The 22,719-nt window shown below is 51.7% G+C and carries 16 protein-coding genes; 11 read left to right on the forward strand and 5 right to left on the reverse strand.

Annotated elements, in window-relative coordinates; genetic code table 11:
• Window positions 1-134: 134 nt before the first annotated feature.
• The 5 genes from rnr (at window position 135) to dpp7 (ending at window position 8,556) form a co-directional block, all read left to right on the forward strand.
• Window positions 135-2,336: a ribonuclease R gene (gene rnr / locus EL262_RS08995; RefSeq protein WP_025836830.1), complete on the forward strand. Its 2,202-nt coding sequence runs from the start codon at window positions 135-137 to the stop codon at window positions 2,334-2,336.
• 39 nt (window positions 2,337-2,375) lie between these two features.
• On the forward strand, window positions 2,376-3,422 hold the full coding sequence (gene ruvB, locus EL262_RS09000) for a Holliday junction branch migration DNA helicase RuvB (RefSeq protein WP_036844590.1): 1,047 nt from the start codon (window positions 2,376-2,378) through the stop codon (window positions 3,420-3,422).
• A gap of 51 nt (window positions 3,423-3,473) precedes the next feature.
• A complete protein-coding gene (locus tag EL262_RS09005; RefSeq protein ID WP_025836835.1) occupies window positions 3,474-4,982 on the forward strand; it encodes a polysaccharide biosynthesis C-terminal domain-containing protein in 1,509 nt (502 codons plus the stop codon).
• Window positions 4,979-6,370: a DUF389 domain-containing protein gene (locus EL262_RS09010; RefSeq protein WP_025836837.1), complete on the forward strand. Its 1,392-nt coding sequence runs from the start codon at window positions 4,979-4,981 to the stop codon at window positions 6,368-6,370. Before EL262_RS09005 ends, EL262_RS09010 begins: the two co-directional genes overlap by 4 nt.
• A gap of 83 nt (window positions 6,371-6,453) precedes the next feature.
• A complete protein-coding gene (gene dpp7 / locus EL262_RS09015; protein ID WP_036851748.1) occupies window positions 6,454-8,556 on the forward strand; it encodes a dipeptidyl-peptidase Dpp7 in 2,103 nt (700 codons plus the stop codon).
• Between the two features lie 163 nt (window positions 8,557-8,719).
• On the opposite strand, the gene EL262_RS09020 is transcribed toward dpp7, so the two are convergent.
• The 4 genes from EL262_RS09020 to EL262_RS09035 form a co-directional block, all read right to left on the reverse strand.
• On the reverse strand, window positions 8,720-9,898 hold the full coding sequence (locus EL262_RS09020; protein WP_025836839.1) for a TolC family protein: 1,179 nt from the start codon (window positions 9,896-9,898) through the stop codon (window positions 8,720-8,722).
• Window positions 9,899-9,908: 10 nt separating this feature from the next.
• The gene (locus tag EL262_RS09025) at window positions 9,909-13,004 is read right to left on the reverse strand and encodes an efflux RND transporter permease subunit (RefSeq protein ID WP_078735492.1); all 3,096 of its coding nucleotides are present in this window, start codon (window positions 13,002-13,004) and stop codon (window positions 9,909-9,911) included.
• Between the two features lie 21 nt (window positions 13,005-13,025).
• Window positions 13,026-14,255: an efflux RND transporter periplasmic adaptor subunit gene (locus EL262_RS09030; protein WP_078735493.1), complete on the reverse strand. Its 1,230-nt coding sequence runs from the start codon at window positions 14,253-14,255 to the stop codon at window positions 13,026-13,028.
• Between the two features lie 128 nt (window positions 14,256-14,383).
• Window positions 14,384-14,872 (reverse strand): DUF6769 family protein, encoded by a 489-nt coding sequence (locus EL262_RS09035; protein WP_025836841.1) that lies wholly within the window; start codon window positions 14,870-14,872, stop codon window positions 14,384-14,386.
• A gap of 225 nt (window positions 14,873-15,097) precedes the next feature.
• Between EL262_RS09035 and EL262_RS09040 the strand changes: the two genes are divergently transcribed.
• From EL262_RS09040 to pdxB, 3 genes are read left to right on the forward strand one after another with little or no spacing between them, the layout of a single operon-like run.
• A complete protein-coding gene (locus tag EL262_RS09040) occupies window positions 15,098-16,108 on the forward strand; it encodes a M28 family peptidase (RefSeq protein WP_025836843.1) in 1,011 nt (336 codons plus the stop codon).
• Between the two features lie 6 nt (window positions 16,109-16,114).
• Window positions 16,115-16,543: a SufE family protein gene (locus EL262_RS09045; protein ID WP_078735494.1), complete on the forward strand. Its 429-nt coding sequence runs from the start codon at window positions 16,115-16,117 to the stop codon at window positions 16,541-16,543.
• On the forward strand, window positions 16,543-17,655 hold the full coding sequence (gene pdxB / locus EL262_RS09050; protein ID WP_036853283.1) for a 4-phosphoerythronate dehydrogenase PdxB: 1,113 nt from the start codon (window positions 16,543-16,545) through the stop codon (window positions 17,653-17,655). Before EL262_RS09045 ends, pdxB begins: the two co-directional genes overlap by 1 nt.
• Before the next feature lie 142 nt (window positions 17,656-17,797).
• Here the strand turns inward: pdxB and cls are convergent, their stop codons facing one another.
• Window positions 17,798-19,282, reverse strand: a complete 1,485-nt coding sequence (cls, locus tag EL262_RS09055; RefSeq protein ID WP_078735495.1) for a cardiolipin synthase — start codon at window positions 19,280-19,282, stop codon at window positions 17,798-17,800.
• A gap of 268 nt (window positions 19,283-19,550) precedes the next feature.
• On the opposite strand from cls, the gene EL262_RS09060 reads away from it, so the two are divergent.
• From EL262_RS09060 to EL262_RS09070, 3 genes are all read left to right on the forward strand, one after another.
• The gene (locus EL262_RS09060) at window positions 19,551-20,930 is read left to right on the forward strand and encodes a tryptophanase TnaA (protein WP_025836845.1); all 1,380 of its coding nucleotides are present in this window, start codon (window positions 19,551-19,553) and stop codon (window positions 20,928-20,930) included.
• Between the two features lie 224 nt (window positions 20,931-21,154).
• Window positions 21,155-22,273 (forward strand): LOG family protein, encoded by a 1,119-nt coding sequence (locus EL262_RS09065; RefSeq protein WP_078735496.1) that lies wholly within the window; start codon window positions 21,155-21,157, stop codon window positions 22,271-22,273.
• A gap of 150 nt (window positions 22,274-22,423) precedes the next feature.
• The gene (locus EL262_RS09070; protein ID WP_025836847.1) at window positions 22,424-22,639 is read left to right on the forward strand and encodes a hypothetical protein; all 216 of its coding nucleotides are present in this window, start codon (window positions 22,424-22,426) and stop codon (window positions 22,637-22,639) included.
• The last annotated feature ends 80 nt before the right edge of the window (window positions 22,640-22,719 follow it).

Below are 22,719 nucleotides of genomic sequence, written 5' to 3' on the forward strand. Positions count from 1 at the left end.
TGAGCATAGGATCGGGATTTCTTTTATATCATCAGATTAGTAACTTCGTCGTTTGAGCCTTTCGCCTAAATCTTGTACATTTGTATGAAGGATAAAAATGGCTTCATCCTTCTCTCAAGATCAAACAGAACATAATGAGTAGTAAATATATACCAAGGAGCAAGGCTCCGGGGCGCAAGGCGAGAAAGTCAAGAAGTGCCGCAGGCAATGACTTTGTCGACAAGATGCCTTCTATCACGAGGTTGAGGGGAAAGATCATGGAGTACTTCCGTGAGCATCCCAACACCCCCGTCAATTACAAACAAATAGCTGCTGCCATCGGTGTACATGGCGATGTTGCTTATGAGGTGGTGTCTGAGCTTGTCGCAAGCCTGTCGGACGAGAAGATCATACAGCGTTCGGGGCGTGGCAAGTACTTCTACAAAGCACCGAGCAAAAGCCTCGAAGGTATATTTCGCCGTACGGGAGGTAGGGGGCACAACTCGTTCGTTCCAGATGATGGAGGAGCCCCCATACGTATTGCCGAACGCAACTCTCGCAACGCCATGGATGGCGACCGTGTGGTGATACAACTCCATGCCAAACGCAGAGGTACAGCTCCTGAAGGGGAGGTCGTACAGGTCATCGAACGTGTGGAGGCCAATTTTGTGGGCAGGCTCGAAGTCAACAATGGAGTGGCTTTTCTTCTGACGGAGAGCAACAAGCTCGCCAACGACATATTTATCCCCGATAGATTTGTGCGTGGAGCAAAGGATGGCGACAAGGTCATCGTCCGTGTGGTCGAATGGAAAGAGGGGGCAAAGAATCCCGTGGGTGAGGTCATCGATGTCATCGGCCGTGCCGGAGAAAATGACACAGAGATGCATGCGATCCTTGCGGAGTTCGGTCTGCCTTATGTGTATCCCAAGGAGGTCGAAGAGGCTGCCGACAGGATCGACGAACAGTCTGCATACGACCCGAAGTACAACCGAGAAGACTTCAGGGAAGTACCTACGCTCACGATAGACCCAAAGGAGGCGAAGGACTTCGACGACGCCCTATCTTACCGTGTCCTTGAAGACGGCAATCTGGAGGTCGGGGTGCACATCGCAGACGTGACGGCTTACGTCCACGACAACGACATCATCGACAAGGAGGCTCAGAAGCGTGCAACGAGCGTGTACCTCGTCGACCGCACCGTGCCGATGCTTCCCGAAAGGCTCTGCAACGACTTGTGCTCGCTCCGTCCGAATGAGGACAGGCCGGCCTTTTCGGTGATCTTCAAGCTTGACAAGGAAGCCAAGATCCTCGACTATCGCATCGTACGGACGGTCATCCACAGTGATGCAAGGCTTGCCTACGAAGAGGCACAGGCGGTCATAGAGGGTGGAGAGGGAGTATTCAAGGAAGAGATCCTTGCACTCAATGTCCTGGCTCAGAAGCTCAGGGCAGAGCGTTTTGCAAACAACGCGATCGACTTCGATCGCAGTGAGCTGAAGTTCGAGATCGATGAGGCTGGCAAACCTATTGCTGTCAAGAGTGTGGTGAGCAAAGAGGCCAACAAACTCATCGAAGAATTTATGCTCCTTGCCAACCGTACTGTCGCTTGTCACATAGGTAAGGCCGAGGCCGGCAAGAAAGCACCGGTATTTGTGTATCGTGTGCACGACTTGCCTGATCCCGAAAAGTTGCAGAACCTATCGGAGTTTGTGATGCGCTTCGGTTACAAGCTCAAGTACATGGGCACTCCGAGCGCGACAGCCAAGTCGATCAACGCCCTCTTGGATGCTGTCCAAGGCAAACCCGAGGAAAAGCTGGTAGAGACGATCACCATACGCACGATGGCGAAGGCAACATATACCGTGGACAATATCGGACACTATGGGCTGGGCTTCGAGTATTACACCCACTTCACCTCTCCCATCCGCCGTCACCCCGACATGCTGGTACACCGCTTGCTGACACACTACCTCGCAGGAGGGAAGAATGTGGACAAACGTGCCTACGAACAGATGTGCGAGCATGACTCTGCGATGGAAAATACCGCAGCGCAGGCTGAGCGTGCTTCGATCAAGTACAAGCAGGTGGAGTACATGATGGATCGCATAGGTCAGGAGTACGAGGGGGTCATCTCCGGTGTCACGGACTGGGGACTCTATGTGGAGATCATCGAGAATGGTTGTGAGGGACTTGTCTCCATACGTGAGCTTGATGATGACTACTACGAGTTTGACGTGAAGAACTACTGTCTACGTGGCTTCCACAAAAAGAAAACGTACAGTCTCGGAGAGAAGGTGACCATAAGGGTGGCGGATGCCGACCTTGAGCGCAAACAGCTTGACTTCACCCTCGTCTGACCTACGAAAAAATATACTTGGGAATACAACCAAATGAAGATGCAAAACAACAACGGCTTGGAGGAGTTTGACATCAGAGCGATGGAGCCGGACAGACTCAAGGAACAAGCCGATCCCGACAGAGCCCTTCGCCCTTATACCTTCGACACATTCAAGGGACAGGACAGTGTGGTGGAGAACCTTCGTGTCTTCGTCATGGCGGCGAAGATGCGTGGTGAGTCTCTCGATCACGTGTTGCTACATGGTCCTCCCGGTCTGGGCAAGACAACACTCTCTCAGATCATTGCGAACGAACTGGGAGTGGGTATCAAGGTGACTTCGGGTCCTGTCCTTGACAAGCCCGGTGACCTTGCCGGGGTATTGACGTCGCTTGAGCCGAACGATGTCCTCTTCATCGATGAGATCCATCGTATGCCTCCGGTCGTCGAAGAGTACCTCTACTCAGCCATGGAGGACTACCGTATAGACATCATGATCGACAAGGGCCCCGGAGCGAGGAGCATACAGATAGATCTCAACCCCTTCACACTCATCGGAGCGACGACACGTAGCGGTCTCCTTACCGCCCCACTGAGAGCTCGTTTCGGCATCAACCTACACCTCGAATACTACGACATCGACACGCTCAAGGGGATCGTCTTGCGTAGTGCAGGAATCTTGGGTGTCGAGTGTGAGCAAAATGCGGCACAAGAGATTGCAGAGCGGAGTCGCTGTACACCTCGTATCGCCAATGCTCTCCTCCGACGTGTCCGTGACTATGCACAGGTCAAAGGCTCGGGGCGCATCCACCACGATATCGCTTGCTACGCCTTGGAGGCACTCAACATCGACCGCCACGGACTGGATCAGATCGACCACAAGATCTTGACGGTGATCATGGATAAGTTCAGTGGAGGTCCGGTCGGTCTCGGTACGATAGCCACAGCCATAGGCGAAGACCCCGGGACTGTCGAGGAGGTGTACGAGCCGTTTCTCATCAAAGAGGGCTTCATGAAGCGCACCCCCCGAGGCAGGGAGGTCACAGAGCAGGCGTACAACCACTTCGGACGTACGATGCACCCCAAGGAGCGTTCTCTTTTCGACTGAAAAGAACAATCGAATGCGGATGTCCAAACTATCGTTAATTATCGATCTTCCATGAGCGATACAAAGGTCAATAAATCCTCCGGCTTGGGTGGACTCGCCAAAGATACCGTGATCTACGGCATCACCAACATCGTGAGCAAGTTCCTCAACTGGCTCTTGGCTCCATTCTATATCCGTGTCCTTGCCGACAGTGCAGAGTACGGCATCGTGACGAACCTCTATGCGTGGGTGAGCGTCATCCTCGTGGTGCTGACCTTGGGATTGGAGACGGGCTTGTTCAGGTACATGAACACCTCCGATGCACCGAATAAGGTCTATGGGACGACACTGAGGATACTCGGTGTCGTCGTGGGGCTTTTCCTACTGATGGGGCTACTTTTCGTAGATAACATTGCGTCGGGACTGGGGTATCCCGATTATCCCGAATACATAGGCATCTTCGTGACCATTGTGTCGATGGATGCACTACTGTCGCTGCCCTTTGCTTATCTGAGACATACGAAGAGGCCATTGAGATTTGCATTCTTCAAGTTCCTTTTCATCTTCCTCAATATTATATTCAATCTCTTCTTCCTTGTCCTCTGTCCTTGGCTCTACAAGCATCATCCTGAGAGTGTTTCGTGGTTCTACAGGACGGATTATGGTGTAGGGTACATCTTCGTCTCCAACCTCTTGGCGACGGCTATCGAGCTGCTCTTCATGCTCCCTGTGATCCGTCCCGGGCTAAAGTCGTACGACAAGACCCTCATTGTGCCGATGCTCCGCTACTGCCTGCCCCTCATGCTCCTCGGTGTGATGGGCAACTTCAGCCGTATGGCAGGACAGATACTCATTCCCGAACTCTATGAGGACAAAGCCTATGCCATGAGTCAGCTGGGTATCTATGGGGGGTGTCTCAAGATCTCGGTGGTAATGGTGATGTTCATGCAGGCATTCAGATTTGCATACGATCCATTTGTCTTCTCAAAGATGAAGAAGGACGATGCTCCACGAGCCTATAGGGTAGCGATGAACTACTTCTTGCTCTTCACCTGCATCATCTTCCTTGGCGTGATGTACTGGATCGACTTCTTCAAGCATATCGTCAGCCCCGACTACTACGAGGGTCTGCGCATCGTGCCCATAGTGATGGCAAGTGAGATCATTTTCGGGATCTACTACAACCTCTCAATGTGGTACAAACTCAGCGATCGTACGTACTTTGGGACGGTATTTTCGCTCGTGGGATTTGTGATCACTGTGGGGCTGATCCTCATCTTCACCCCCAAGTACGGCTATGTCGCTTGTGCGTGGGCCTCGCTCATGTGTAATGTGGTGATGATGTTGCTCTCTTATGCTTTCGGACGGAAGTATCACCCGATAGAGTACGATGTGCGCAGACTTCTTATCCTGGCGGCATTCACGACCATTGCTTACTATGTCGGCATGCAGATCATGGTCGACTTCATCCCCGTGCGCATAGCCCTAAGGACAGTGCTCCTCATGGCCTTTGCCGCTCTCTCACTTAGATTGATCAATCCGAATATACTACAAACAATAAGACAACTCACAAGACGATGAATAATACACCTAATCCTCCTGTGGATCAGAATAATAGTGAGCCGAGACAGAACCTTTGGGAATTCCTTATCTCCTACTTCGACGTCAAAGGCGAGAAAGAAAACGAGCTCCTCACCATCGAAGCCATGAAGTCGGATGTGGACTTCCGTGGTACAAAGGCTTGGATCTTGATCTGTGCAATCTTCATTGCTTCGCTGGGGCTCAACACCAATTCCACAGCCGTCATCATCGGTGCCATGCTTATCTCCCCTCTCATGGGTCCTATCATCGGGCTCGGCTTGGGACTCGGCATCGTGGACTTCAGGCTGGTACGGAAGGCTTTACGCAACTTTGCGATAGCGACAGGGATAGCACTCCTGACCTCCACACTGTACTTCCTCATCTCTCCTATCTCTACGGCACAGAGCGAACTGTTGGCACGTACACAACCTACACTGTATGATGTGCTTATCGCCCTTGTCGGTGGTGTGGCAGGTGTACTCGCAGGAGCCACGAAGTCCAAGGGGAATGTCATCCCGGGGGTAGCCATCGCGACAGCACTCATGCCTCCGCTTTGTACCGCAGGGTACGGCATAGCTACGGGGCAGCCGAACTTCTTCTTCGGAGCCTTTTACCTCTACATGATCAACTGTGTGTTCATCGGTCTGGCGACATATATGATGATCAAGTTGCTCAAATACCGTAAGGTGAGTTACATGAACCCCATCAGGGCAAAGCGTCTGAGTTACCTTGTGCTGACCATCGTGACCTGCACGGCTGTGCCGAGCGTCTTCTTGGGTTACAAACTGATCCAGGCAAACATCTTCGAAGAGCAGAAGATGAGGTTCATCCGCTCGGAGCTGGCATTCCAGGATACCCAGGTCCTCAAGCATCATGTGTTCCAACGTGGAGACAGCAGCATCATCGAAGTGTCGATGATAGGTAAGGAACTTACACCGGACATGGTACAATACCTCCAAGCCAAACTGCCGGATTATGGGCTCAAAAATACGGCTCTTGTCGTGCGCCAAGGTTTCGGTAGTATGAACCTCGACAATTTCCGTTCTGACATCATGCAGGACATCACCAAGTCTTCGAGCGACTACATCAAGTACCAACAGCTTGTCATCGACTCCCTACGCACACAGATCAATGACAACAAACAGCTCTCAGTACGAGCACTTACCGTATCTGCGGACATGAAGACCCTCTTCCCCGAGATCGTCAGAGCAGATTTTTCCAACAGTTACTCGATCTCCCTCAATTCGCTCGGCCTCGATACTGTCCTTACAGTGACTTTGGTCTCTGAGAAGGCTCTCACAACCGATAGCAAAGAGCGTCTGCGGAGATGGTTGAGTGACTCGCTTCCGGGTGCATTTATCCAGTTCCATACATTGGATGAGAACTAATCTTCCGATCTCTATCACATAAATAGTTATCTTTGCGCACAAAGCATATTTAATCACATTATATAACGTAACATCAACAAGCAATGAAACTAAAAAGACTACTTTTGGCAGCCGTTGCTCTCCTCTCTCTGAGCCCTATGGCAAAGGCAGACAAGGGGATGTGGCTCCTCAATGAGCTCAAGAAGGAAAACATCCAGAGGATGAAGGAGCTCGGCTTCACGCTTAACCCTGAAGCACTCTTCAACAATGATGCTCCCAGCATCGCAAACGCAGTCGTCATCTTCGGACGTGGTTGTACCGGCATCACGACCTCCAATGAAGGGCTTATCTTCACCAACCACCACTGTGGGTACGACGCCATCCAAAGCCAAAGTACGGTCCAACACGACTATCTACGTGACGGATTCGTCGCTCACAACAAGACACAAGAGCTTCCTATTCCCGGGCTTACCGTGAGCTACCTCAATAGCATCAAGGACGTCACAGCTGAAGTGGAGGCTTCTGTAGCAGGGATTTCTGACGAAATGACTCGTATCAGGAAGATCAGCGAAACTCTCGATAAACTCGCAGAGCCATACAACAAGACAAAAAACACTAAGGCTCAAGTCTATCCATTCTACGAAAACAACGTCTACTACCTCATCATCTACGATGTATTCACAGACGTACGTATGGTCGTTGCTCCTCCCAGCTCTATGGGTAAGTTCGGTGGTGACACAGACAACTGGATGTGGCCTCGTCATACCAACGACTTCTCTGTCTTCCGTGCTTATGCGGATGCTAAGAACAGACCTGCCGACTACTCTCCGAAGAATAAACCTTACCGCCCTAAGTTCTTCGCAAAGGTCTCTCTCAGAGGTGTCAAGGAGAACGATTATGCCATGACCATCGGTTTCCCCGGATCGACAGACAGATATCTCAGCTCTTGGGGGGTAGACAACCTCATCAAGTACGAAAACGAACCTCGCATCCTCGTTCGTGGTCTCAAGCAAGACGTATGGCTCAAGCATATGAAGGCGGACCAAGGCATCAACATCCAATACGCTTCTAAGTATGCCCAAAGCTCCAACTATTGGAAGAACTCCATCGGTATGAACAAAGGCCTCAAGCGTCTCAATGTCATCGAAGAGAAGCGTAAGATCGAAAAAGAATTTGCTCAATGGGCGAATTCAACACCCGAACGCAAAGCGAAGTACGGATTTGTCCTCGACAGCCTCCGTATTCCTCTCGAAGCACAGGGACGCTATGAAAAGAACTATACCATCCTTACCGAAGCCCTCGCAGGCACCGAGCTTCGCAGCCTCGTCTCTCTTCCCGAAAAGGCTAAAGACTTCGATGTCGAAGCTCGCTACAAGGACTTCAACCCCAAAGTGGCAAAGGAGACCCTTCCCGTGATGCTCCGTGCAATCAAGGAGAATGTAGATCCCGAGTTCCAGCCAAGCGTCATTGCTGCTGTCGAGGAGACTTTCGGAGGAGACTACAGCAAGTTTGCCGAACTTCTCTACGAAAACTCAGTCGTGGTGGATCGAGACAGAATGGTCAAGGCGATGGAAGACTATCCCGCACTCAAGGCTGCCATGGACTCCGATCCTGCGATGATGCTCGTCAGCGATCTTATGCACTCCATTTCCAAGGTAGGCGAAAAGATCGGCGCGACTATGGGACAATACCTCAAGGGTCGTCGTCTCTTCTTCGCAGGTCTCAGAGAGATGTGGCCTGAAAGAGCACTCCCATCAGATGCCAACTTCACCATGCGTATGAGTTATGGCTCAGTCAAGGGCTACAAGCCATTCGATGCAGCGACTTATGACTACTACACCACAGAAGCAGGTATCTTCGAAAAACAAGATCCTGACAGCCATGAATTTGCCGTACAACCTGAGATCCTCAAGCAACTTGGCGAAAAGGATTTCGGTGACTATGCAGATGCAGACGGTACACTCCACCTATGCTTCCTTTCTGACAACGACATCACCGGTGGTAACTCAGGTAGTCCGGTCTTCGACAAGGATGGTCACTTGATCGGTCTTGCTTTTGACGGTAACTGGGAGGCAATGAGTGGTGACATCGAGTTTGAGCCCAACCTCCAGCGCACCATCAGCGTAGACATCCGCTACGTGCTATGGGCAATCCACAAGTGGGGCAAGGCAGACAACATCATCAAGGAGCTTGAATTCGTGCGTTAAGCCCTGATCAAGTAACAAAAATAAATAGGTCCTTCCGAGATATATCGAAAGGGCCTATTTTATTTTTATCAGTACGATGTAGGTTCTGAAAAAGTCAATAAAAAATCCCCCGAAGGTGTGGTTTTATTGGCCTTCGGGGGAAACGAAATTAAGAGTTTTTACGCTACAACTCAGTCGCATATAGTTCAGCAAGAGCTTTTTGGTAGTCTTTCTCGGCTGTGAGCATCTGATTTACTGTATCGTAGTAGATGCCTATCTCCAGGATGTAGTCGAGGAGGGAGAGTTCGCCGGCATCATGGGCTTTCTTGAGTAGATCGGCATTATTGGCTTGTGAGAGTGTGTTGCGGTAACTGTGAGCGATGTCACGAAGTCCTGCGGTGCGGTTATAGAGGGATTTGAGACGGTTGTACACTTCTCGACGAGTGTCGTTTGCCCGCGCTTCAGCTGCACGTATGGAGGCTTTGGCATGGCGGACTTTGTTTTTGTTTTCCCAAAGAGGTATGGTGATGCCTACGGAAATGCCTTTGAAGTCCTCTTGGCCGACTTTCTCACTCGCATAGCCTGCCGAGAAGGAGGGCAGCCCCATCGCTTTGGTCAGTGATAGTTGCCTCTTGCTGACTTCGATCTCTTGTCGTGCATGAGCAAGAGTCGGATCGGTCGTCTCGATATGGCTGTACCAAGTGTCGAAGTCCGTGGGGAGCATCGTCGCAGGATAAGTCGTGAGACCGAATGAGATGTCGATATCACCATTGAGCCGTCTAAGTCTCAAGAGGAGGGTTTGGCGTTCGATCTCGATGAGACGGAGTTCGTTTTGTGCGCGAGTGACATTGAGGCGTACCTTGTTGTACTCGATGATGTTGGCATCTCCTTTTTCCATCCTTGACTTGTAACCGTCAGCGATGAGTTCGGCATGTCGCAGGCGCATGGAGAGTTCTTCTCTCAGGGCATTGCAGTAGATCAAGTCGATGCAGGTCTGCTTCGCTTCGAGAAGGATCGCCATACGGTCGGAACGGTATTGGCGGTCTATGAGGGTGTTTTTATCCCTGGCCAGTCTGCTCTTCATGCCTGTGAGAGTGGCGATGTCGAAAGTCTGCGTGACATTCAATGCCGTACGATTGCCTATCTCTGTGGGCTTACCCCAATGGTGACCGTACTCCACTTCGGGATTGGAGAGGTAGATCTCGGTTTTGTTGGCAAGTTTGTCGGCTTCGGCCGTCTCTCGGAGACTCTTGAGCGTGGTGTTGTTTTGTTCGATGACCTTCAACACCCTGTCGATATCGCTTTGTGCGCAGATCGATAGGGGCAATGTGAGGCTCAGTATAAAAGATAATATGGTACGCATGAGTGGGAGATTATTCGGTTATCGATTCAGTCTTCTTACCGGTCATGAGGTACATGATCGGGATGATGAATCCATTGAGGAATGTCGATGTCAGCAGGCCTCCGAGGATGACCTTTGCCATAGGGCTTTGGATCTCATTGCCCGGCAGGTCACCTCCGAGAGCGAGAGGGATGAGGGCAAGGCCTGAGGTGAGGGCTGTCATGAGGATGGGGTTGAGTCGGTCGAGCGAGCCTGCCATGACACTTTCTCGGATACTCAACCCTTCGGATCTCAGGTCGTTGTACCTCGATATGAGCAGCATCCCATTGCGTGTGGCGATGCCGAAAAGCGAGATGAACCCGATGATGCCCGGTATGCTCAGTACACCTCCCGTGAGCGCGATGGCACAGACTCCTCCGATGAGTGCGAGAGGAAGGTTGAGGATCACAACGAGGGACTGAGATACGCTCTTAAACTGACTGAAGATGAGCATGAAGATGACCAAGATCGAGAATATCGATGTGATGAAGAGGGTGCGGGATGCAGCTTGCTCGCTCTCAAACTGTCCTCCATACTCGATGTGGTAACCTTCGGGAAGTGTGATCTCCTCGTCGATGGTGCGTCGGATGTCTTCGACGACACCACGGAGATCACGCCCGGAGACATTGGCAGAGATGACGATCTTGCGCATGACATTCTCACGGTTGATGGTATTGGGCCCTGTCGAAGATGTGATCTTCGCAACATCGGAGAGAGCCACCTTGCGATCTCCTGCATCGATCAGCAGGTCTTTGATCTTGTCCATCGACTCCCGTCCGGTATCTTTCACTTTCAATGTAAGGTCAAAGGATCGGTTCCCTTCGTACACTTGAGAGACCACCTCTCCTGCCAAGAGTACCTTGACGATGTCCGCAAAGTCCGGTAGGGAGATGCCGTACTTCGCCAAGAGCTCACGGCGTGGCTCGATCTTGAGTTGGGGGCGTTCGACCTGTTGTTCGACATTTAGGTCTGCGATCCCCCTGATGTCTTGGATGGACTCTTTGATCTCGTTACCGAGGCGGAACATATGGTTGAGGTTCGAGCCGAAGAGCTTGATGGCTATGTTTGCTTTGGTGCCTGACAGCATCGCATCGATACGGTGCGAGATGGGCTGACCGATCTCGATGTTTACGCCGGGTAGGGCAGACAACTTTTCGCGCACTTCTTCGACCATCTCGTCCTTCGATCTCTTGTCGAGGACAAATGGAGCCTCGATTTCAGAAGCATTGACCCCGAGGGCATGCTCATCGAGTTCGGCACGACCGGTCTTTCGTCCCACGGTCTGTATCTCGGGTATCGAAAGGAGCAGTTCTTCGGTGATACGTCCCATCTTGTCCGACTCTTCGAGGGATATCCCCGGCAACGTGCTGACATTGATGGTGAGCGAACCCTCGTTGAACGCAGGCAAGAAGCTGCGTCCAAGGGAGAAGAAGACAATGAGTGTCAGCACAAGCACTAACCCTGTCCCACCGAGCACCCAACGTCGGTGGATGAGAGTCCAGGATAATGCTCGTCGATAGACACTTTTGAGTCTGCGTGCCACAAATGGCTCTTTGTCATCTTTTTCGCTGTTTCTCGGATTGCCGAGCAGGTAACTGCACAGCACCGGGGTGAGAGTGAGTGCCACCAAGGTGGAGGCTATGAGCGCGACGATGAAAGCCACACCCAATGGTGCAAGCATCCTGCCCTCCATCCCGGAGAGAAAGAAAAGGGGCACGAAGCTGGCGATGATGATGAGGGTCGAATTGAGGATCGGCATACGCACCTCTTTCGATGCCTCGAAGACGACGGTAAGCACCGGTAGTTGTTCGCTCTTGGGCTTGTGTCGGTTTTCTCTCAGTCGTTTGAATACATTTTCGACATCCACGATGGCATCATCGACGAGAGAGCCTATGGCAATAGCCATCCCCCCGAGACTCATCGTGTTGATCGTCAACCCCATGATTTTGAGCGCAAGGATCGAACAGAGTAAGGCAAGAGGGATAGTGATCAGAGAGATTGTTGTCGTGCGGACATTCATCAGGAAGATGAAAAGTACGATGATGACGAATATCCCTCCCTCGTAGAGAGACTTCTTTACGTTGTCGATCGAACTATCGATGAATCTCGCCTGACGGAAGACATCGGTCGATATCTTGATGTCCGAAGGTAGGCTATGTCGGAGCTCTTCAAGAGAGATGTCCAGCTGCTTTGTCAGATCCAAGGTGCTCGAAGCCGGCTGTTTCGTCACCGTGATCAGGACTGCCGGCTTGGCATCATTCGAAGCCACCCCCAACCTTGGAGCTTTGTCGCCTATCCGTACCTCTGCAATCTCTTCAAGCAGAAGTGGTGAATTGTTTACGCTTTTCACAACTGCTTTTCCCAGCTCTTCGGCCTTGTTGGTCGAGAGCATCCCACGGATGATGTACTCATTCCCATACTCATACAATATGCCTCCGGCAGCGTTTTGGTTCATCTCCTTGACCACCGGCAGTACTTCATCGAGAGCCACACCAAAGTGCTTCATCCGCTCCGGATCGAGGAGGATCTGATACTCCTTGATCTCTCCACCGATGACTGCGACTTGTGCCACACCACCCGTAGACAGGAGACGAGGTCGTATTGTCCAGTCCGCTATCGTTCGCAGTTCTTGCAACGAAGTCTTTTCCGAAGTCAGTCCTATGATCATCAGTTCGCCAAGGATCGAAGACTGAGGACCGAGTGTCGGGTTGCCCACGTTTGAAGGCAGGGCATCACGGATCACGGCGAGCTTCTCCGAGACAATCTGTCGTGCCCGATAGATGTCCGTCCCCCAGTCAAACTCGACCCAGACGATCGAAAACCCGGTCGTCGACGACGAACGCACACGGCGCACATCTGTCGCTCCATTGAGAGCCGTCTCGACCGGGAAAGTCACCAAGTACTCGACCTCCTCCGGTGCCATGCCCGTGGCCTCTGTCATCACCACCACGGTAGGGGCATTGAGGTCGGGGAATACATCTACCTCCATATTCGTTGCGGTGTAAGTCCCCACGATCATCAACAGCACAGCCGCTCCCAGTACGATCAAGCGATTGTGGAGCGAAAAGTGTATGATTTTGTTCAGCATGATATGGTCAGATTTTGGAGGTTAATGACTATGACCATGAGGGATGACCGAAGATGTCGCTGCCAGCTTCACCTGATATACCCCTCTTGTCACGACCTCGTCCCCTTCGTTGAGCCCCGAGAGGATGTGTACACGATTCCCATCGCACTGTCCGAGTGTCACCTCCAGCTTTCGGTAGTGCCCTTCGTTGAGACGGACGTAGACGAAGTGCAGACCCTGCTCCTCGGTGATCGCGCTCATGGGTACCGACAATACATCGCTCAGAGAGCCACCGAGGAGATATACCTCTGCGAAGGAGCCCGGTACGAAGTCTGCCCCGATGTTGTCAAACTCAAATGTCACCGGAATGAGAAAAGAACTTTGCCCTACATCCTTGCCATGCGAAAGCAATCGGCCATTCAAATCTGCCAACCGGTACACCCCCTCGTCATAAGATGGTCGGAAGTTAGCTCCCGATATGCCCCTTATGGCCTTGTAATGCCTCTCTGACACTTCTGCACGAAGGTGCAATTTGCGGTTTTGAGAAACTGTTGCGATGGCTTGCCCCACGGAGACATACTCTCCGTGTGAGACGAGTCTGTTCTTGAGGAAGCCCGAGATCGGAGCCGTGATGACGACACCGTGGGGTGTCACCGCGGTGGACTGTTCTTGATAGGCATTCTTTGTCGTTTCGTAGCGCAGTCTGATCTGTTCGAAGTCCTTTGTGGAGATGATCTTATCCTGTACCAAACCCTCCGCACGCTCATACTCCTTGAGCGCAGTCTCATACTCCGCTTTGGCTCTGACGAAAGGGTCACCGTCCAAGAGCTTTTTGCCCGAAATCGTCACAAGGCTCTGCCCTGCTTGGATCGAAGCTCCTTCGGTCAGTGATTTGTGGGGGAAGGTCACGATGCCGTTCGAAGTCGCCACGACAGTGATCTCATCTCCTTGGGCGGGAAGTATCTGCCCGCTCGTCTTGATCACGCAGGCGAAGTCTCCGCGTGTGACCGTTTCGGTCTCCAGACCTATGAGTTCGGCCTGTGCTTCCGAAAACTCGATCGCATCCGTCAGATCTATCTCCTCGTGATTGTGATCACAGTTCCCTTCATCATGATCGTGCGAGTGCTCGTGCTCTTTCGAGTGATCATGATCGTGTTCGTGCGCATCGGTGACAGATGTGTGTGTGGCATCGGACAGTTTTCCCGATGATGAATTACATCCGGTCATGATTATGCCCAATGCTGTCAGCAGGGTCAGTGTATATGTTTTCATTGTTGTTGGGGTTAGGTGTGGGTACGATGGATCTACCGATCCGAATAGACACAAAGTGCCATGCCGATATGGTCATCTGCATAGCAAACGAAAAGCACTCATGCCTCAACTATGAAGCAAGTAGCACCTTACACTAACCCAAAAGGAGGAGCACGCAACCCCTGTGGGGCATCTACATCTGCGGAGATATAATCCCCCTGTCGGTCATCGGGATGTCTTGAGGGAAGGGGGGAGGAGTCGTCGAAGTTGAGCAGATCGGCGACAATGAAGCAGAGTGGATAGTGAGAGATCAGGTCATGCCCACAGTCGACCGACTGTAAGGCTTTGTATAGGGGTTCGTTATCCAAGTGCGCAACGAAGAGTGCATCCTCAATGATACACGAGCCGTCCTCATGCCCTGTACAGCCGTCATGTCCATGGTCGTGGTGACCCTCACAACAAACCTTGGCTCCCTCGCACACCTCCATTGTCAAGCAAGGCATCCCACCATGGTGATGGTGAGGCACGACGGCAAATATCAGCAGTAACACCACCGATATGAGGATGAAAGGTATGGAGATGATACGTCTCACTTGGCACTTCTTTTTGATACGAACAAAGATAAGATAAATTTTCATGCAACAGTGTTGCAATGTTTTTTCTCTGCCCGGGGACAGAATGCGTTCTGCTCTCTGAAAGAATGTTTTCTGTCCCTCGACAGAAAACCGGAAGTCCTTGATCCTTTATATGGAGCATTGCGTGTACGGTGGATCTCTGAGTCCGGCTGTCATTTTGCCCCTCCGAGTGACAAGAATATGTTATCTTTGCCCCATGATAAGATCACTAAAAGACAATGTAACAGTATGAAACCACTTTATATGCTCTTCCTTCTGACGGCATTGACGGCCTGTGGCGGACAGAAAAATGCCAAGAAGACCACCGAGACCCGGGAGACAGAGACAAGAGTCGCCGAGGCATCGCCTTTCAGTGCCGACTCTGCCTACCTACATATCAAGAGACAAGTAGACTTCGGCCCTCGTGTGCCCAATACTCAGAGTCACAGAGCTTGTGCCGATTATCTTGCCTCTGCTCTCGAAGCTCAAGGGCTCACGATGTATGTGCAGGACGTCGATGTCACCGCTTATGACGGTACCATCCTCAAGGCAAAGAACATCATCGGGGTGCACAATCCCGAGGCCAAGAGACGTATCCTCCTTTTTGCTCACTGGGATACACGTCCCATGGCGGATCACGACGGCGATAAGTCGAAAAGAGACCTCCCCATCGATGGTGCCGATGATGGCGGCAGTGGTACCGGCGTCCTCTTGGAGATCGCACGTCTCCTGCGTCTCCATCCGATGAAGAATATAGGTATAGATATCGCCCTCTTTGATGCCGAGGATTATGGTGCGCCCGAGCACGCCAATTACAGCGGAGAGAGTACTGTCACTTGGGCTTTGGGCACACAGAAGTGGACGCAGAGTCCCCATGTCCCCGGCTATCGTGCAGACTTCGGTATCCTGCTTGACATGGTGGGATCGAAGGGTGCGACCTTCTATCGTGAGTATTTCTCTCAAGAGTCTGCCGGTAAGACGGTCACAAAGATATGGGACACCGCACGTCGTCTCGGACATCAGGAGTACTTCATCAACGAGATGGGGGGAGCGGTGACGGATGATCACTACTTCGTCATCCGCAACCTCGGTATCCCTTGTGTCGACATCATCAACTTCAAGCCCGATACCCACAATGGCTTCGGTGCTTACTGGCATACCCACGACGACAACATGAGCATCATCGACCGTGCCCCACTCAAGGCCGTGGGCGAAACCGTATGGCAGGTGCTCCTCGACTATGACAACAGTATCAAATAAATCAATATGAACACGAAGCAAATCAACGAAATACAAGACGAGATTGTAGAGGAGTTTTCATTCCTCGATGACTGGATGGACAGATATCAGATGATCATCGACATGGGCGATACCCTCCCTGATATGCCTGAATCCGATAAGGTCCCTGAGCACATTATCGAAGGGTGTCAGAGCCGTGTGTGGATCACCGCTCGTGCCAACGAAGACGGATCTCTGCACTTCGAAGCTGCGAGTGATGCCGTCATCGTCAAGGGGATCATCGCCATGCTCCTCAAGGTGGTCAATGATCAGAAGCCTACCGACATCTCTTCGGCCGAACTCTACTTCATCGACAAGGTCGGCTTGAAAGAACACCTTTCGCCTACACGCTCGAACGGTCTCCTTGCGATGGTAAAGCGTATCAAGGCTTACGCACACGCTGCACAGACAAAGTGATGAAGCCCCTCAAGATCATTGCCGAACACTCCGTCCCTTACCTCCGTGGGGTGATCGAATCACTGGGGGAGGTCACCTACCTCCCTTCGTCGGACTTTACCCCGGAGGCTGTACGTGATGCCGACTGGCTCATCGTCCGAAGCATCACGAAGTGTTCGCGTGAACTCTTGACCGGCTCTCGTGTACGCCTCATCACGACGGCAACGATAGGCTTCGACCACATCGACACAGAGTACTGCGATGCTGCGGGGATCACGTGGCGCAATGCTCCCGGATGCAACGCCGAAGCCGTGGGGCAGTACTTTGCCGGTGTGATCGCTTCGCTCGTCACCGAGACCGGATTTTACCCCAAGGGGAAGGTGCTCGGCATCGTCGGAGTCGGTCATGTCGGGACGGTGGTGAAGAGGTATGCCGAGGCTTTCGGTATGGTCTGTCTCCTCAACGACCCACCACGAGCGGAGAGAGAGGGAGACGAGGGTTTTGTCTCTCTCGAAGAAATAGCTTCCCGATCCGACATCATCACACTGCACACCCCACTCACCAAGTCGGGGGCGCATCCGACCTATCATCTCTTCGATAAGGCTCTCGTGGCACGCCTTGGGCGCAAACCTGTGGTCATCAACGCCTGCCGTGGTGGCGTGACAGACACCGAGGCTCTTCTGGACGGCTTGGCGACGGGAAGGATCGATAGGGTGATCATCGACTGTTGGGAGGGTGAACCACACATTTCTATTGCATTGCTTGATAGGGCTTTCATCGGCACGCCCCACATCGCGGGCTTCTCTGCTGACGGCAAGGCCAATGGCGCAAGGATGTGCGTCGAGGCAGGGATGAAGTTTTTCGGTATCGACCGACCTGACATCCTCTCGCCGATGTCGCCCCCTGCACCTCTGCACCCCGAGATAGATATGTCTCAGTGGAGCGAAAACGCTCTTTTCGAAGCCATCCTCAAGACCTTCGATCCTCGTAAGGTGGACGGCGATCTGAGAGCAGGCTATACGGACTTCGAGTACCTTCGCAAGACCTACGACTATCCGCGTGAGCCTCACGCCTATACCCTTGTCCATGCGACAGAAGGACAACGCAAGGCCTTCGACCGGCTCTTGCCCTGAGTCTCCGATACATACACATTACCCACAGTCTCTCTTTATCCTCCATACAAAAAAGCGTAGAAGCCACGAAAAAAAGTCGTTTGACTCGATGACGAAAGTCCTTGGACTCGTTGCATCAAGTCAAACGACTTTTTTCGTGGCTTCAGAGGAGAGGTGCAAAGAGACGCATGAAGGACTCTGAGAGTCGTGTGCCGAAGGGGCGTTTGCGCCAAGTCTTGGCGGTGATGGGGGTGCAGTGCTTGAGGTCTTGTGCAAAGACGGCTTTCATCTCTTCGTTCACGGCACGGTCGTAGATGCATCCTGTGAGTTCGAAGTTGTGCTCCATGCTTCGGAAATCCATGTTGGCCGAGCCAATGATGGTGAGTTCGTCATCCACGATCATCAGTTTGGAGTGTAAGAAGGAGCGGTGGTATCTGTACACTTTGACGCCGGCATTGAGGAGATCGGCGATATAGGAGTCGCTTGCCAAGCGCACGCTACGGCTGTCTCCTCTGAGGGGTATCATGAGACGGACGTCTATGCCACTGAGGGCTGCACCGATGATGGCTTTGTAGAGGGAGTCATTGGGGAGGAAATAAGGTGTCTCTATCCATACGGACTTACGGGCATTGGTGATGGCACGGACAAGTGCGAGCAGGAGGGTGCGCCATGGACCGGTCGGGCCGGATTGGAAGAACTGTACCGGGATCTGTCGTTCGGGCGGTGTCGTCTCCGAGTGATCGGCATAGTAGACATCTATCGGAAGGATGCGCTGAGAAGCTACATACCAGTCGGTCATGAATGACGTCTGGAGACCGTTGATGGCAGGCCCGGTGATGCGGACATGGGTGTCACGCCAGATGCCGAGTTCGTTGCCTATGGTGTAGCGGTTGGCGATGTTCATCCCTCCGACATAGCCTATCTTTCCGTCGATGACGATGAGTTTGCGGTGATTGCGATAGTTGACTTTGCTTGTGAGCAGAGGGAAGATCACGGGTAGGAAGGGATAAACTTCGATCCCTTTCTTTCTCATGCCTTTGAAGAAGCGAGAGGAGGCTTCCCAGCTCCCCACATGGTCATAGATGACACGCACCTTGACCCCTTCGCTTGCCTTGATGGCAAGGAGATCGGCCAAGGCTTTCCCTGTATCATCGTCCGAAAACACGTAGTACTGTACGTGTATATGCTCTTTGGCCTGTCTTATGTCTTCGTATAGACGTCCCATCTTGCTGTGCCCATCGGTGAAGACTTCGAGAGAGTGGGCGACCAGTATGGGTGCATTGGTCTGCCCTTCGATGAGGTGGGATAGGGGAGTCTTGGGTATGAGAGGAGAGACTGCCTGAGTGGTCATTGCTTTGCCGTCGTCCTCCTGAGGTATGCTCGGTATGGAGTTGTTCATGATACGACGGTAGGCTTGTCTGGAGAGGAGTCGGAGCCGTCTGTTGTCTCGCCCGAAGAAAAAGTAAGTCACGAGTCCTACGGCAGGGAGCAGGATGAGGATGATGACCCATCCGACAGCTTTGATCGGGTTGCGATTTTCGAGCATCACGAGGAGTATGATACTCAGCGTGATGACGACATACAGCGTCCTCCAAAACATACCATGGGAGAAAATCTCTGCGATCAACTGTGCAAAACTCTCAAGCATACCGATAAAAAAGAACGGCGAAGTCGAATTGTTGAATTGTTGCTATTGTGTGGTAAAATGTCTCTACTTCGTCGCAAGTTACATATTATTTTTGTTAAAATGATGTCGAGATGCCGTGATTTGTGATCCAAAAGTTATCTATGTGTCTCTGTGGTAGTTGTTTGTGTGTGTAAAATGCTCCGACTTGGAGGTAGCATTGTATTGTTATTTTTGTAACTTTAGCGCGAAAACAAACAGAGAAATCTCTAACCTCTAAAAAAGATTTATTATGAAACTACCTTATGCCGAGCCGTATAAGATTAAAATGGTAGAGCCTATCCGTGTCTCTACAAGAGAGGATCGTGAGCAATGGATCCGCGATGCGAAGTACAACCTCTTCATGCTTAAGAGTGATCAAGTGTTTATCGACCTTCTTACCGACTCAGGTACAGGTGCCATGAGTGACCGCCAATGGTCTGCGATGATGCTTGGGGACGAGAGCTATGCCGGTGCATCGAGCTACTTCAACATGAAGAGTGCGATCAAGGATATCCTTGGCTTCGACTACTTCTTGCCTACACACCAAGGTCGTGCAGCTGAAAACGTGCTCTTCTCGACCATCGTCAAGAAGGGAGACATCATCCCCGGTAACTCACACTTCGACACCACCAAGGGTCACATCGAATACCGTCAGGCTTATGCTCCCGACTGTACCATCGATGCCGCTGCGGACACTCAACTTGAGATCCCATTCAAGGGAGAGATGGACCTCAACAAGCTCGAAAAGATCCTCAAGGAGACACCAAAAGAAAAGATCCCTTGTGTCGTCCTTACGGTGACGAACAACACTGCCGGTGGCCAGCCTGTATCTATGAAGAACATCCGTGAGACTTCTGAGCTCTGCCGTAAGTATGGTATCACCCTCCTCCTCGACTCTGCACGCTTTGCCGAAAATGCATACTTCATCAAGACTCGTGAAGAGGGCTATGCTGACAAGAGCATCAAGGAGATCGTCCGTGAGATGTACTCTTATGCAGATGTCATGACCATGTCGAGCAAGAAAGATGCGATCGTCAACATGGGTGGTTTCGTGGCGTTCAAGAGCGAAGAGCTATGGCGTAAGTGTCAGATGTTCTGTATCATGAACGAAGGTTATATCACCTATGGTGGTATGAGCGGTAGAGATATGAATGCCCTTGCTCAAGGTCTTGACGAGGGTACAGAGTTCGACACCCTCGATGCCCGTATCCGTCAGGTGGCTTATCTCGGTTCGAAGCTCGACGAGTATGGTATCCCTTACCAACGTCCTGCGGGTGGTCACGCTATCTTCGTGGACGCTAAGCAGATCTTGACGAATGTCCCTAAGGAACAATTCATCGCTCAGACCCTCGGTATCGAACTTTATCTTGAAGCAGGTATCCGTGGTGTGGAGATCGGTGCCATCCTTGCAGACCGTGACCCCGATACACGTGAAAACCGCTATCCACGTCTCGAACTCCTTCGTCTCGCCATCCCACGCCGTACCTATACCAACAACCACATGGATGTCGTAGCGGCAGCTTTGGCCAACGTCAAGGAACGTGCTGCAAGCATCAACAAGGGCTTCGTCATCACTCACGAGCTTCCTGTGATGCGTCACTTCACCGTCGAACTCGAACGCGCGAAGTAATCCGCAACGCAACGACATAATACAACCAAATGTAGACAAGGGGCAGTGTCATCCATCATCCGTGACACTGCCCCTTCGTGTGTTTCAGATAAGGTGTGAACTTTAGGGAGTTCCTTTTGGTTTTACCTAAGTTGAAACTCAATAGTGGTCAGAGGGTTGTCGGAGAGTGTAAAGACTGTATGCCCGAGACCTCTTGTTTTTTTCGTTGATGATAAGATCGGTAGATGATGATACTTTATGAGACAATAGAAACCTTGCGTAAGGCCATGGCCGTAGGTGAGATGACGGCGGTGGCGGTGCAGGGTATAGACTTTGGTGCGATAGAGGATGAAGTGATGACTGTGAGGTGGATGGACTGTCTCTTCCTCGGATGTGAGATGCCTCCACGGGTGAGTTGTTATTTGTCGACGGACAACTATGTCTTCCCTCGTCTCGATGTGCCGTTCAAAACCTACCCTAAGACTTTGTATGACGGAGCATCGTTGTATGAGGGGTATCGCAGAGGTTTGCCCGAATCATACCAAGACTGTTATGACAAACGTGTCTACGACTACTACAAAGGCTCGGAGAGGAAGCCTTCGATCAAGGACTCTTTGGCGCAGACACTTCATGACCACTCTATCACCGAAAATCTCAACGACTTCCTATCCCCATATCCTGTCCATAAGATTGTTGCGATCATGGGTGGGCACAGTGCTGCTCGTACCGATGGGATGTATCGACAGGTGGTACTTCTCTCCAAGAGGTTGACGGAACTTGGTTATCTCTTACTTTCGGGAGGTGGCCCGGGAGCGATGGAAGCCACACACTTGGGAGCTTGGCTCGCCGGGCATTCTGAGGAGGTGGTCGAAGAGGCTCTGGGTATCCTATCCTCCGCACCGAAGTACAGTGATGAGGGGTGGTTGGAGACGGCATTGGAGGTGATGCACCGCTTCCCATCGCCACAGTATTTCAGTCTCGGGATCCCTACATGGCATTATGGCCATGAGTTGGCAACTCCTTTTGCTACACACATCGCCAAGTATTTTGCCAACAGCATTCGCGAAGAAGGTCTCCTTGCCCTTGCCAAAGGTGGTGTCATCTTCTCGCCCGGTAGTGCAGGTACGATGCAGGAGATCTTCCAAGACCTTGCACAGAACCACTATGTCAGTTACGAGATGTCCAGCCCGATGATCTTCTTGGGCAAAGACTACTGGACACACGAACGTCCCATCTATCCACTCCTCGAAGGGATGTCGGCCGAGGGTAAGATCAATGGCATCCTCCTCTCCATCACCGATGACAACGATGAGGTAATCTCTACGATTCGTTCTTTCACAGATGAGTGTGAGGAGTGGAGATAGTTTCGGTGGCCTTTTGAATCCTATCTTCAAAGATGTTTTTTGAGAATGTTATGTGCTCTTGTTGCACTGCATAAGGGAAGTAGAGAAAAATTGCTACCTTTAGCTTCCCAATCAAACAAAGTAACAAGAAAGTAGATAGTATAACTGACAATGAGAAGAGGACGAAAGATAATCTGTCTTGACTGTGGCTACGAGTGGTATGTCCCCTATGATGCCGATGGCAACTGGGAGAGCAATGTCATGCTCATGGATGACGACGATGATGACCATGCCGGAGGCCCCGGCCCATACGTGTGTATGTACTGTGGTTCGACCAATGTGGAGATCATCGAGGATGTCATCATTCCTGATGACTATAACGGTTAAGGCTCGGCTCTACCCGGAGTCGTGAGGGGCTGTCGCTCATGAGACTTGTACGGCGGAGGAGGAAAATGTTGTGTAATTCG

The sequence above is a fragment of the Porphyromonas cangingivalis genome (genome assembly GCF_900638305.1).
Classification (GTDB): Bacteria; Bacteroidota; Bacteroidia; order Bacteroidales; family Porphyromonadaceae; genus Porphyromonas_A; species Porphyromonas_A cangingivalis.